At 74.9% G+C, this 12,291-nt stretch carries 11 protein-coding genes; 5 read left to right on the top strand and 6 right to left on the bottom strand.

The features are described from left to right. Nucleotides 1–4: 4 nt before the first annotated feature. Entirely contained in the window at nt 5–412 is a 408-nt protein-coding gene (locus QP089_RS36500; protein ID WP_285918141.1) for a nuclear transport factor 2 family protein, read from the bottom strand. A gap of 76 nt (nt 413–488) precedes the next feature. On the opposite strand from QP089_RS36500, the gene QP089_RS36495 reads away from it, so the two are divergent. Then, entirely contained in the window at nt 489–1,097 is a 609-nt protein-coding gene (locus QP089_RS36495) for a TetR/AcrR family transcriptional regulator (RefSeq protein ID WP_285918139.1), read from the top strand. Between the two features lie 24 nt (nt 1,098–1,121). Here QP089_RS36495 and QP089_RS36490 read toward each other — a convergent pair whose 3' ends face one another. Next, a complete protein-coding gene (locus QP089_RS36490) occupies nt 1,122–2,900 on the bottom strand; it encodes an ABC transporter ATP-binding protein (RefSeq protein WP_285918137.1) in 1,779 nt (592 codons plus the stop codon). Continuing rightward, entirely contained in the window at nt 2,897–4,609 is a 1,713-nt protein-coding gene (locus QP089_RS36485; protein WP_285918135.1) for an ABC transporter ATP-binding protein, read from the bottom strand. The genes QP089_RS36490 and QP089_RS36485 overlap by 4 nt, the downstream gene beginning before the upstream one ends. A gap of 101 nt (nt 4,610–4,710) precedes the next feature. Here QP089_RS36485 and QP089_RS36480 point away from each other — a divergent pair, with 101 nt between their 5' ends. Continuing rightward, the gene (locus tag QP089_RS36480) at nt 4,711–5,256 is read left to right on the top strand and encodes a hypothetical protein (RefSeq protein ID WP_285918134.1); all 546 of its coding nucleotides are present in this window, start codon (nt 4,711–4,713) and stop codon (nt 5,254–5,256) included. Nucleotides 5,257–5,352: 96 nt separating this feature from the next. Continuing rightward, nucleotides 5,353–6,213, top strand: coding sequence for an SAM-dependent methyltransferase (locus QP089_RS36475; protein WP_285918132.1), 861 nt, complete (start codon nt 5,353–5,355; stop codon nt 6,211–6,213). Here the strand turns inward: QP089_RS36475 and QP089_RS36470 are convergent. Together QP089_RS36470 and QP089_RS36465 are read right to left on the bottom strand one after the other, a co-directional pair. Then, on the bottom strand, nt 6,210–7,220 hold the full coding sequence (locus QP089_RS36470) for an acyl-CoA dehydrogenase family protein (protein WP_285918130.1): 1,011 nt from the start codon (nt 7,218–7,220) through the stop codon (nt 6,210–6,212). The genes QP089_RS36475 and QP089_RS36470 overlap by 4 nt on opposite strands. Beyond that, nucleotides 7,217–8,386, bottom strand: coding sequence for an acyl-CoA dehydrogenase family protein (locus tag QP089_RS36465; RefSeq protein ID WP_285918129.1), 1,170 nt, complete (start codon nt 8,384–8,386; stop codon nt 7,217–7,219). The genes QP089_RS36470 and QP089_RS36465 overlap by 4 nt, the downstream gene beginning before the upstream one ends. A gap of 172 nt (nt 8,387–8,558) precedes the next feature. Here QP089_RS36465 and QP089_RS36460 point away from each other — a divergent pair, with 172 nt between their 5' ends. Together QP089_RS36460 and QP089_RS36455 are read left to right on the top strand one after the other, a co-directional pair. Continuing rightward, nucleotides 8,559–9,689 (top strand): acyl-CoA dehydrogenase family protein, encoded by a 1,131-nt coding sequence (locus QP089_RS36460; protein WP_285918128.1) that lies wholly within the window; start codon nt 8,559–8,561, stop codon nt 9,687–9,689. Next, entirely contained in the window at nt 9,686–10,588 is a 903-nt protein-coding gene (locus QP089_RS36455) for an acyl-CoA dehydrogenase family protein (RefSeq protein WP_285918126.1), read from the top strand. The genes QP089_RS36460 and QP089_RS36455 overlap by 4 nt, the downstream gene beginning before the upstream one ends. Here the strand turns inward: QP089_RS36455 and QP089_RS36450 are convergent. After that, nucleotides 10,585–12,153 (bottom strand): FadD3 family acyl-CoA ligase, encoded by a 1,569-nt coding sequence (locus QP089_RS36450; protein WP_285918125.1) that lies wholly within the window; start codon nt 12,151–12,153, stop codon nt 10,585–10,587. The two genes, QP089_RS36455 and QP089_RS36450, sit on opposite strands and share 4 nt — an antisense overlap. Nucleotides 12,154–12,291: the final 138 nt, after the last annotated feature.

Raw genomic sequence — 12,291 nt, 5'->3', positions numbered from 1 at the left:
CGCCTCAGAACATTCCGTTGTCGTTCGCGGCGGTCTCGGGGATCGGCTGCATCACGTCCCAGTGCTCGACGATCCTGCCGCCCTCGAACCGGAAGATGTCGACGATCGCGGTGCCGGCCTGCCCGGGCACCCGCACCCCGTGCACGTGCGCGATGACGCGGTCGCCGTCGGCGTACAGGGCCTTGACCTCGGCGCGCAGGTCGGGGAACTCGGCGCGGATCGTGTCGACGAAGCCGCGGAAGCCCTCGATGCCGTCGGCGATGCGCGGGTTGTGCTGGACGTAGCGGTCGCCGATCAGCCGTGCGGCGGCAGCGAAGTCCTTGCGGTTGAGCCCGGCCTCGTAGAAGGCGCGGACGGTCGCCTTGTTGGCCTCGGTGTCGTGCGGAGCCGCGTCTGCGGTCGTGGTGGACATGGTGCGCCCTTCCAATTACTGAACGGTTGTAGCGCTACGACTGTAGCGCAACGGTCGCCCGAATAGAATGCCGGGCATGGGAACGACGCGGCCCTCGCGCGGGCGGAACCGGCGCGGCCAGGGCGAACGGCTGCGCGAGGAGATCGTCACGACGGCGCTGCGGCTGCTGGACGAGCTCGGCGACGACGAGGCGCTGTCGCTGCGCGCGGTGGCCCGGGAGATCGGCATCGCGGCGACGTCGGTCTACCTGCACTTCGCCGACCGGGACGCGCTGGTCCTCGCGGCGATGGAGCGCAGCCACGCCGACCTGGTCCGGGCCGCCGACGAGGCCGAGGACGCCGCCGGCGACCCGGTGGGCGGCCTGCGCGCGCGCGTGCATGTGATGGGCGCCTGGTCGCACGAGCACCCGGGCCTCTACAAGGTGCTGCACGAGAGCGCCGTCAACCAGCGGCACGACACCTCGTTCAAGATGGCGCTGGGCAAGCGCACCACGGCGGCCGTCCAGCGGTGCATGGACGAGGGCCTGGCGCCCGCCGGCGACGCGGCGGCCGTCTCGCTCGACCTGCGCGCGGCCGTGCACGGCGCGGTCTCGATGCGCGTCAACGAGCCGAACCTGCCGTGGGAGCCGCTGGAGCAGCAGGTCGACCGGCTGCTCGCCAAGCTCGTCGGCGTCCGGCTGCGTTGACGGGGCCTAGAGAGTTGACGGGGCCTAGAGATACGCGCGGGCCTGGAGCTCGAACAGCTCGGCGTAGAGGCCGCCCTCGGCGAGGAGCGCGGCGTGGTCGCCGGCCTGGACGACCCGGCCGCCGTCCATGACGACGATGAGGTCGGCCATCCGGACGGTCGAGAAGCGGTGCGACACCAGGATCGTGATCGCGCCGGTTCCGGCGGCGGTGCGGCGGGCGGCGTCGAGGTAGCGGCGGAACAGCGCGTCCTCAGTGGGCGCGTCGAGGCTCGCGGTGGGCTCGTCCAGGACGAGCAGCAGCGGGCGGTCGCGCATCATCGCGCGGCCGAGGGCGAGCTTCTGCCACTGCCCGCCGGACAGGTCGGCGCCGCCCTGGAACGACTTCCCGAGCGGGGTGTCGAGGCCGGACGGCAGCTCGTCGACGACGCCGGTCCCGGCGGCGCGGTCGAGGGCGGTGCGGACGGCGTCCTCGTCGCCGAGGCGGGGCAGGTCGCCGATGCCGACGGCCTCGCCCGCGAGCAGGTTCCACTTCACGAAGTCCTGGAAGGCGGCGGACGTGCGGGCGCGCCACGCGGTGCGGTCGACGGCCGCCAGGTCGGCGCCGTCCAGCAGGATCCGCCCGCTCGTCGGCGGATACATGCCGGTCAGCAGCTTGACCAGCGTGGTCTTGCCGGCGCCGTTCTCGCCGATCAGCGCCACGGTGCCGCCGGCGGGCAGGGTGAGGTCCACCTCGCGCAGGACGGGCGCGCCGGCGCCGGGGTAGGTGAACGCGACGTTCTCCAGCGTGATGCCGTGGTCGAGCCGGTCGGGGGCGGGCGCACCCGGGGTGCGCTGCGCGGCCGCGTGGTCCTCCAGCCACAGCAGGCTCTGCGCGGCGGACGCCGTGGTGACGGTCTGCCCGATGGCGTTGGACGCCTGCGACACGGTGAGCTGCGCGCGCCGCAGCAGGCTGACCGCCAGCACGACCTGGCCCGCCGACGCGTCGCCGCGCGCGGCCCGGACCGCGATGAGCGCGATCGCGCCGGAGAAGGCGGCGGCGTACAGGAACCAGCCGAGCGCGCTCCACAGCGCGCCGGCGGACGCGGCGCGGACGGTCGCGCGGCGGGCTGTGGCGCTGAGCCGGTCGTGCCGGGCGCGCAGCTCGGGCCCGAGGCCGTAGGTCCGCAGCTCCTTGGCGGGCCCGGCGGTCGCGGCCAGCTCGAACAGCTCCCCGGCGAGCCGCCGCTCGTCCGCGACGGCGGACTCGGCGCGCTCGCGCAGCTTCACGGACCGCTTGTCGGCGAGGTAGGGCGGCAGCCCGGCGAGCGGGAGCAGCGCGAGCGGCCGGTACACGGTCGCCAGCAGGATGGCGATCCCGGCCGTCCGGACGGCGACGGACGCGAGGGTGAGCGCCTGCCGGGGCCCGGCGGCGAGCATCGGGCGGCGCCGTTCGAGCCGTTCCAGCTCGGTGAGGTAGTCGGGCCGCTCGAAGTGCTCCAGGCCGGGGACGGCGTTGACGAGCGCGGCGATCCGGGCCGACAGCCACACCGACACCTCGTCGGTCAGCGCGATCAGCCGCCCCGCCGACACGATCATCAGCGTCCAGGACAGGGTGAACAGCACGGCGACGGCGACCGTCCCGGCGATCTCGCCGGACACGTCGTGCCGCGCCAGCGCGTCGATCATCGTGCGGATGCCGATCGGGTAGGTGACCTGCGTGAGCGCCGTCGCGAGGGTGGTCAGCGCGGCGACGGCCATCGGGCGCGGCGCCGCCCGGAACCCGTCGGCGACCAGGACGCGGAACGTGCGGCGGATCGTCGTCATGCGTCCTCCTCCGGGGCGTGGAAGCGGGCGGCCTGGAGGCGGAACATCTCCGCGTAGATCCCGCCGAGCGCCATCAGCTCGTCGTGGCCGCCCTGCTCGGCGAGGCGGCCGCCGTCCAGCACGCAGATCCGGTCGGCGCGGCGCACGGTCGAGAAGCGGTGCGAGATGACGATGGACGTCAGGCCGCGGGTGAGGTCGAGGAACCGGTCGAAGAACGCGGCCTCGGCGCGGACGTCCAGCCATGCGGTCGGCTCGTCCAGGACGAGCACCTTCGCGCCGTGCTCCACGGCGAACAGCGCGCGGGCGAGGGCGACGCGCTGCCACTGCCCGTCCGACAGGTCCGTTCCGCCCGCGTACTGGCGGGACAGGACGGTGTCCCAGCCGACCTCCTCGGCGAGCCCGAGGGCGCCGGCGCGTTCGGCGGCGCGGGCGCGGCCGTCCTCGTCCCCGGCGTGCTCGACGGCGCCGAGCGCGATGTTCTCGCCGAGCGTCAGCGGATAGCGGTTGAAGTCCTGGAACACGGCGGCGAACCGGCGCTGCCAGCCCGCCGCGTCCAGGTCGCGGAGCGGGACGCCGTCCACGGTGATGGTCCCGCCGGTCGGGTCGTGCATGCGGGCGAGCAGCTTGACCAGCGTGGTCTTGCCGGCGCCGTTCACGCCGACGATCGCGGTGGAGCGTCCAGCCGGGATGTCGAGGTCGAGGCCGTCCAGGACGGGCTCGCCGCCGGGGTAGGCGAAGCGGACGCCCTCCAGCCGGATGCCGCGCTCGGGCAGGCCGGCCGGGTCCCGTCCACCGCTCAACTCTTCGCGGGCGGCGTGCAGGCGCGCCTCCAGCGCGGCCTGGTCGGGCAGGGCGGAGACCATCCACTCGGCGGAGATGTCGCCGGTGGTGACCGTGCCCGCGTACATGGTGGCGGGCAGGAGCGGCAGCATGACCGACAGTTCGCGCAGCCCGATCTGGTGGTGCAGCGCCGCGTACGCGAGGGTGCCGCACGCGACGAGGTAGACGGCGAGGACCGCGCCGGCGAGCAGGTAGGCGCGGCGGCTGAGCCGGGCGTAGCTCTCCCGGGTCGTCGCCATGCCCTCCGCCCAGTGCTCGCGGTAGCGGTCGATCGTCCAGTCGCCGAGGCCGAAGACGCGCAGCTCCTTCGCGGCGGCCGGACGGATCGCCAGGTACAGGAAGTACCAGGCGCGCCGCAGCACCTCGGCCTTCGTCCGGAACCCGACGATCTGCGCGAGGATGATCGTCCGGAGCGGGCGCCGGATCAGCAGCCAGACGGCCAGCAGCGCGAGGCCGAGCCACCACCGGAAGGTGGCGAGCACCGCGCACGCCGCGATCCCGGCGAGCCGGGACCCGGCGGCCGAGGCGAGCGCGACCGGCGCGTCCGCCGGCACGTGGCCGGTCAGCTTGCCCTTGGCCAGTTCGAGCCGGTCCTGGATCTGCGGGTCCTCCAGGTGCGCGACGCCGACGGGCCCGCTGACGGCCGCCATGAGACGGCTCTGCAGGTCGTCCACCAGGCGCGCCTTCACGCAGGCGCCGAGCCACTCCTGGTAGGGGCCGGTCAGCAGCGTCGCCGCGTACAGCAGGCCCGCGACCAGCAGCGCGACGGCGAGCGCCCGTCCGGGGGCGCCGTGCAGGTGCGCGGCGGCAGCGGCGGGGATCCGCCCGACCGCGTAGCCGAGGGCGACCAGGCTCGCGTTCGGCAGCACCGCGTTCGCCGCGACCAGCAGGGCGACCGCCGCCGTCCAGCCCGGCCACCGCGGGCGTCAGCTGGGGCACGTTCTTCACCTACTTCCCCAGCAAGGACGACGTGGTCCTGGAGGCCGCGACCGCCGCCTGCGCGGCGTTCGCCGACGCCTGCCGCACGGGCCTGGCGAGCGGCGCGCGGACCGGCGTGATCGTCGGCAACGCCTTCACGGCCCTGCGCCGCACGGCGCCGGCGCCCGGCCCGCTGCGCGACGCGATCATGCGCGGCATCGCCGACCGGCCCGAGCGCCTGTCCGACCATCTCGGCGAGGACGTCCCGGACCCCGTGCTCGCGCTGAGCGAGGTCCTGGAGGCCGGGCAGCGGCGGGGCGAGATCACGGCCGGGGAGCCCGCCGAGTCGCTGGCGGCGGTGCTGGTGCACGCCACGGTCGCCGCCGGGCAGCGCGAGGCCGCGATGGCCCGCGCCGCCGGCGCCACGGAGCGGACCGGGCTGCCGCTGACCGTCCTCACCGTCCAACTGCTGCTGCGCGGCATGCGTCCCGAGCCCGAGCCGGACGACGCCCGCGCGGTCGCGCTCCAGCGCGCCGCGGCCGCCCTCACCGACACCGCGCCCGGCAGCGCGCCCGACGCCGCGCCGCGGACGGAGTGACGGGCCCCCTCGGCCGATCTTGGCCAACGGGGGCGGCGGGTGCGGCATCGCGGCGAGACTGGCGGGCGACGGTCTTCCCCATCCGACGGAGCGCCCATGCCCGAGCACCCGGAGATCGACTCGTCCGTCCCGCATTCGGCGCGGATCTGGAACTACTGGCTGGACGGCAAGGAGAACTACCCGATCGACCGGGAGGTCGGTGACGCGTTCGTGCGGATCTTCCCCGGCCAGGTGGACATCGCCCGGCACTCGCGCGCGTTCCTCGGCCGGGCGGTGCGCTTCCTGGCGGGCGAGGCGGGCATCCGGCAGTTCCTGGACATCGGCACCGGGCTGCCCACCGTCGACAACACCCACGAGGTCGCGCAGCGCGTCGCGCCCGAGTCCCGGATCGTGTACGTCGACAACGATCCGCTGGTGCTGGCGCACGCCCGGGCGCTGCTGACCTCGACTCCGGCGGGCGTGACCTCCTACATCGACGCCGACATCCGCGAGCCCGGCGCGATCCTGGCGAAGGCGGCCGACACCCTCGACTTCGGCGAGCCGGTGGGGCTGCTGCTGCTCGGCATCCTCGGCCACGTCACCGACGAGGAGGACCCGGAGGCGATCCTCGCGCAGCTGGTGGACGCGCTCGCGCCGGGCAGCTACGTCGTCATCAACGACGGCACGAACGTCTTCGGCGGCGGTGGCGACGGGGACGGGGACGGGGACGGGGACGGGGACGGCGAGCAGGCCGAGAGGCCCGACGAGACGGCCCGCGTCCGCGCGATCGCCCGGTACGTGGAGGCCGGCGGCGTCGCCTACAACCTGCGCTCACCGGAGCGGATCACCGCGTACTTCGACGGCCTGGAGCTGGTGGAGCCCGGCGTGGTGCCGGTGTCGCGGTGGCGGCCCGAGGCGCTGCCGTTCGGCGAGCCCGACGAGGTCGACGCGTTCTGCGGCGTCGCCCGCGTCCCCTAGGCGCCGCCGTCCGTGATGAGGGGCCACAGGCCGCCGGCGCCCGCGTCGAGGGCCCGGCCGCCGACGGCCTCGCCCCATTCGGCCTCGTTGCCGCACTCGTCGCGCCAGGCCCACAGCCGCGTGGTGGCGTGCCGGAGGCCGTGCTCGTCGGTGAACCCGATCGCGCCGTGGACCTGGTGCGCGAGCCGGCACACGGTCCCGGCGGCCTCGCTCACCGCCGCCTTCGCCGCCGCGACGGCGAGACCGGTGCCCTCCGCGGCCGCCGCCTGCGCCGCGACCCGCGCCATCAGCGTCTCGCCCGCCATCTCGGCGAGGTGCTGCTGGACGGCCTGGAACTTCGCCAGCGGCCGTCCGAACTGGACGCGCTCGCCCGCGTAGCGGAGCGCGAGACCGGTCGCGGTCTCCATCGCCCCGGCCATCAGCGCCGTCCGTCCGAGCGCTCCGCGTTCCCGGAACGCCTGCGCGGTCGCCGCCGAGGCGAGCACGTGTGCGGGCGCGGCGTCGCGCAGGTGGACGGTGTCGCGCGGCTCGCCCGCGAGATTCGCGCCGTCGTCGATCTCGAAGCCGCCGCGCGGGACGTAGGCGACCTGACCGCCCACCAGCACCGCGATGCCCTCCGCGTGCCGGGCCCACGGGACGCGCGGCAGCGTGCCCGACAGCCTCCACCCGTCGCCGTCCTGCCGGAGCGCGACGTCGGGCCCGGCGAGCGCGGCGGTCAGCGGCCCGGACGGGACGTCGGCGCCGACGTCGGCGAGCAGCCATCCGGCCAGCAGTGCGGTCTCCGCCAGCGGGACGGCCGCCGCGTGCCGTCCCAGCGCGCGCAGCACCTCGGCCGCGGTGGCGAGGTCGGCTCCGGCGCCGCCGCGCTCCTCCGGCACCGGCAGCAGCGTCACGCCGACCTTTTCCAGCTCGTCCCACAGGCGCGGGTTCCAGGTCTGCTCGGGGTCGGCGTACCGGGCGCACACCGCGTCCACCGTGGACACCAGCGCTTCGACGACGTCGTTCACCGCGCCTCCCCTCCTCCGGCCAGGATTGCTTTGGCGACGACGCCGCGCAGGATCTCGTTCGTCCCGCCGCGCAGCGTGAACCCGGGGCCGTGGAGCACCGACTGGGCCAGCAGCTGGGCGAGCGGGTCGGACGACGCGAGATCGGGTTCGACGCGGACCAGCAGCCGGACGGTCTCGGTCAGCGCGCCCTCGAACCGGGTGCCGAGGTCCTTGACGACGGCGGCCTCAATGGCGGGCGCGTCCCCGGCGGCGAGCCGCGCGGCGACCGCGAGGGACATCTGCCGCAGCGCCCACAGCCGCGCGACGAGCATCCCGATGCGGGCGCGGTCGGCGGCGTCGGCGCCGCGTTCGGCGAGCCGCCCGGCGACGGCCGCGAGCAGCGGGAACGTGCTGAGGATCCGCTCGGGCCCGCTGCGCTCGAACGACAGCTCGCTGGTCACCTGCCGCCAGCCGTCGCCGACCGTGCCGAGCACCCGGCCGTCGGGCACGAACACGTCGGTGAGGACGACCTCGTTGAAGTGGTGCTCGCCGGTCAGCAGCCGGATCGGGCGGATCTGCAGGCCGGGCGAGCGCAGGTCGACGATCAGCTGGGTGAGGCCCTCGTGCCGGCTCTGCCCGGCCGGTCCGGTCCGCACCAGCGCGATCATGGCGTCGGCGAGGTGGGCGCCGCTCGTCCACACCTTGGCGCCGTTGACGACCCAGCCGCCGTCCGCGCGCTCGGCCCGGGTCCGGACGGACGCCAGGTCGGAGCCGGAGTCGGGCTCGGACATGCCGATCGCGAAGGACGTCTCGCCGCGCGCGATGCCGGGCAGGTAGGCGCGGCGCTGCTCCTCGGTGCCGAACTTCAGCAGCGACGGCCCGGACTGCCGGTCGGCGATCCAGTGCGCGGCGACCGGCGCCCCGGCCGCCAGCAGCTCCTCGGTGACGGCGAACCGGGCGAGCGATCCGGCCTCGCTCCCGCCGTAGGCGCGCGGGAACGTCATCCCGATCCAGCCGCGCTCGCCGAGCCGCCGGCTGAACGCCGGATCCCAGCCGGCCAGCCAGTTGTCGGCGTGCGGCACGATCCGTCCGGCGGCGATCTCCTCGGCGAGGAAGGCGCGGACGTCCCGGCGCAGGCCGTCCAGCTCGGGCGGCGGGACCGCCGCGTCCAGCCTCAGTGCGGGCACGGCACCTTCTTACCGGATGCCCCCAGAACGGGATTCGGCGGCACCGGCCCGCGGGCCGTCCCGCTGGTCGGGAGGCGGTGGCGGGGGCGGTGCGCGCGGCCCGTTACCCTACCAAACAGTTGTTAGAAAAAAGGCGGTCCGGCAGTGACGAGGGCCCTGGAGGAGGCACCGCATGGATCTTGAGTTCGGGGCGGCGGACGAGGCGTTCCGCGCCGAGGTGCGGGAGTGGCTGCGCGCGAACGCGCCGGCCGAGCCGCTGCCGTCGCTGGAGACCGAGGAGGGCTTCGCGCTCCACCGCGACTGGGAGCGCCGGCTCGGCGAGGCGCGGCTGGGCGTCGTGTCGTGGCCGGAGGAGTACGGGGGGCGCGGCGTCTCCGTCCTCCAGTGGCTGATCTTCGAGGAGGAGTACTACGCGGCGAACGCGCCGGGCCGGGTCAGCCAGAACGGCATCAACCTGCTGGCGCCGACGCTGCTCAAGCACGGCACGCCCGAGCAGCTCGCGCGGATCCTGCCGCCGATGGCCGCCGGCGAGGTGATCTGGGCGCAGGCGTGGTCGGAGCCCGGCGCGGGCAGCGACCTCGCGGCGCTGCGCTCCACCGCGACCCGCACCGACGGCGGCTGGCTGCTGGACGGCCAGAAGACGTGGAGCTCGCGGGCCGCGTTCGCCGACCGGGGCTTCGGGCTGTTCCGCTCCGACCCGGAGTCGTCGCGGCACAAGGGCCTGACGTACCTGATGTTCCCGCTGGACGCCGAGGGCGTGACGGTCCGACCGATCGGCCGCCTCGACGGCAAGCCCGCGTTCGCCGAGCTGTTCCTGGACGGGGTCTTCGTCCCGGACGAGGACGTCATCGGCGCGCCCGGCGACGGCTGGCGGGTCGCGATGAGCACCGCCGGCAACGAGCGCGGCCTCACGCTGCGCAGCCCCGGCCGGTTCACCGCCGCGACCGAGCGGCTCGTCGAGCTGTGGAAGGAGCGCGCCGACCCGTCCGACACCGCGCTGCGCGACCGGGTCGCCGACGCGTGGATCCGGTCCCGCGCGTACCGGCTGAAGGGCTTCGAGACGATCTCGCGGGACGACGACATCGGTGCCGAGTCCAGCCTCAACAAGGTCTTCTGGTCGGAGCTGGACGTGGCGCTGCACGAGACGGCCCTGGACCTGCTCGGCCCGGACGGCGAGCTCGACTCCGACTGGCTGGAGGGCTACGTGTTCTCCCTGGCCGGCCCGATCTACGCGGGCACCAACGAGATCCAGCGCAACGTAATCGCCGAGCGGCTGCTCGGCCTGCCGAGGGGGTCCCGGTGAAGTTCGTCCTCTCCGCCGAGCAGCGGATGTTCGGTGAGACGCTGCGCCGGCTGCTGGCCGGCGCGCAGACTGCGAAGGCCGTCCGGGCGTGGGCGGCGGGCGACGCGGCGCCGGGCCGGGCGCTGTGGGCGCAGGCCGCCGAGGCGGGCGTGTTCGCGCTGGCCGTGCCGGAGGAGCACGGCGGCATCGGGCCGCTGCCGGTCGAGCTGGCCGTGGCGATGGAGGAGCTGGGCCGCGCCGCCGCGCCCGGCCCGTACGTCGAGACGCTCGCCGCCGCCGAGGTCCTGACCGACGGCGACCTGCTGGCGAGGATCGCCGAGGGCGAGGCGCTGGTGTCGGTCGCCGTCCCGCACGCGCTGGACGCCGACGCCGCCGACCTCGTCATCACCACCGACGGCACCGCCGTGCAGGCCGGCGAGCGCGTCGCGTCCCTGGACCCGGCGCGCCGCCTGTTCAAGGTGGACGGCGAGCCGTCCGGCCTCACCGACCTCGGCGTGATGCTGTGCGCCGCGCAGCAGATCGGCCTCGGCCGCGCCCTGCTGGACGTGTCGGTCGAGTACGCCAAGACGCGGCAGCAGTTCGGGCACCCGATCGGCGAGTACCAGGCCGTCAAGCACCACCTCGCCACCGCGCTGGTGGAGCTGGAGTTCGCGCGGCCGCTCGTCTACGGCGCGGCGCTGTCGTACGGGACGGACGACTTCGCGCGGGACGCGTCCGCCGCGAAGGTCGCCGCGTCCGACGCCTCCTACCTCGCGGCGAAGACGGCGCTGCAGGTGCACGCCGCCATCGGCTACACCGACGAGTACGACCCGTCGCTGTGGATCCGCAAGGCCCGCGCCCTGTACTCGGCCTGGGGCACCCCCGCCCACCACCGCGCCCGCGTCGCCGCCGCCCTCTAGGCGCCGGCCTGCTCTTTGAGCTCGACGCGGCGGACCTTGCCGGACGCGGTCTTCGGGAGGTCGTCCACGAAGACGACCTCCCGGGGGACCTTGAAGTTCGCGAGCCGCTCGCGGCAGTGCGCGACCAGCTCGTCGGCGGTCGCGGTGCGGCCGGGGCGCAGCCGGACGTAGGCGCGGCCGACCTCGCCCATCCGGGCGTCCGGGACCCCGACGACGCCGGACTCGGCGACCGCGTCGTGCCGGGCCAGGACGTCCTCGACCTCCGCCGGGTACACGTTGAAGCCGCCGACGACGAACATCTCCTTGGACCGGCCGGTGATCGACAGGTTGCCGCGCTCGTCCAGGCGTCCCCGGTCGCCGGTGTCGAGCCAGCCGTCGCGGATCGTCTCGGCGGTCGCCTCCGGGTCGTCGAGGTAGCCGCTCATCACGTTGTAGCCGCGGACGAGGACCTCGCCGTCGGCGCCCGCCGGGACCTCGGCCCCCTTGTCGTCGACGATCTTCACTTCGACGTCGTCGATGGGCCGGCCGCAGGTCGTCGCGATCGTCTCGTCATCGTCGTCCACCGAGCAGGCGGTCACCGTGCCGGTGCACTCCGTCAGCCCGTAGGCGGTGACGACCTGCGGGAACAGCTCCTCGCGGATCCGCCGGACGAGCGCGACCGGGACGTCGGCGGCGCCGGTCACCGCCAGCCGCAGCGAGGACAGGTCGCGGTCGCCGCGGCCGGGGGCGTCCAGCAGCGTGGTGTAGATCGTCGGCGGGCCGGGCAGCACCGTGATCCGCTCCGCCTCGATGATCCGCAGCGTCTCCGCGACCTCGAACACCGGCTGGAGCACCATCGTGGCGCCCTTCAGCACGCACGCCAGCACGCCGGCCTTGTAGCCGAACGAGTGGAACATCGGGTTCACGATCAGGTAGCGGTCGCCGGCGTGCACGCCGGTCCGCGCCGCCCACGCCTCGAACGTCCGGACGTTCTGCTCGTGCGTGCACATCACGCCCTTGGGCCGTCCGGTGGTGCCGGACGTGAACAGGATGTCGGCGACGTCGCCCGGGCGGACGGCGGCGGCCCGCGCGTCCGCCTCCTCCGGCGGCACGGCCTTGCCGACGAACGCCGGCCACGACGTCACGCCCGGCCGCTCGTCCCCGTTGAAGGTGACGACGGCCTCCAGGTCGGGCAGGCCCGGGTACGCGCCGGTCGCGTCGACCCCGAGCATGCCGGGGTAGTCGATGCCGAGGAACCCGTCGGCGACGAACAGCATCTTCACGCGGGCGCGGGTCAGCGGCCAGCGCGCCTCGTCGCCCTTGTAGCGGGTGTTGAGCGGGACGAGCGTCGCGCCCGCGCCCATGGCGCCGAGCACGGTGACGATCCACGGCAGCCCGTTCGGCGCCCAGATCGCGATCCGGTCGCCGGGCTCGATCCCGGCTCCGGCGAACGCCGCGGTCGCCTCCCGCACGCGGTCCCGCAACTGCGCGAACGTCACCCGGACGTCCCCGTCCACCACGGCCTCGGCGTCCGGATACGCCTTCGCCGCCCGTGCCAACACCGCCGGAATCGTCAGCTCGCCCATGACAGCCCATAGTGGCCCCGGTCACTCGAAATCGGCCAGAGCGTCCCGCTCACCGGTACCCACCGCGCCGCCCCCGCGGCCAGCGGCCCCCATCGCCTCCCTGGGGCTCGCGGGGACAAACGGGGACATGTATAGTCC

The sequence above is a fragment of the Actinomadura opuntiae genome (assembly GCF_030283205.1).
In the GTDB taxonomy this organism is placed as follows: Bacteria; Actinomycetota; Actinomycetes; order Streptosporangiales; family Streptosporangiaceae; genus Spirillospora.
The sequence above is the reverse complement of the archived record's forward strand: the minus strand, read 5'-3'. Positions and strand labels throughout refer to the sequence as shown.

Excerpts from the sequence above, each read along its gene's own strand:
- QP089_RS36500 (WP_285918141.1), bottom strand. The coding sequence starts at position 412 with ATGTCCACCACGACCGCAGACGCGGCTCCGCACGACACCGAGGCCAAC.
- QP089_RS36475 (WP_285918132.1), top strand. The coding sequence starts at position 5,353 with ATGCCCGAGCACCCGGAGATCGACTCGTCCGTCCCGCATTCGGCGCGG.
- QP089_RS36495 (WP_285918139.1), top strand. The coding sequence starts at position 489 with ATGGGAACGACGCGGCCCTCGCGCGGGCGGAACCGGCGCGGCCAGGGC.
- QP089_RS36490 (WP_285918137.1), bottom strand. The coding sequence starts at position 2,900 with ATGACGACGATCCGCCGCACGTTCCGCGTCCTGGTCGCCGACGGGTTC.
- QP089_RS36460 (WP_285918128.1), top strand. The coding sequence starts at position 8,559 with ATGGATCTTGAGTTCGGGGCGGCGGACGAGGCGTTCCGCGCCGAGGTG.
- QP089_RS36450 (WP_285918125.1), bottom strand. The coding sequence starts at position 12,153 with ATGGGCGAGCTGACGATTCCGGCGGTGTTGGCACGGGCGGCGAAGGCG.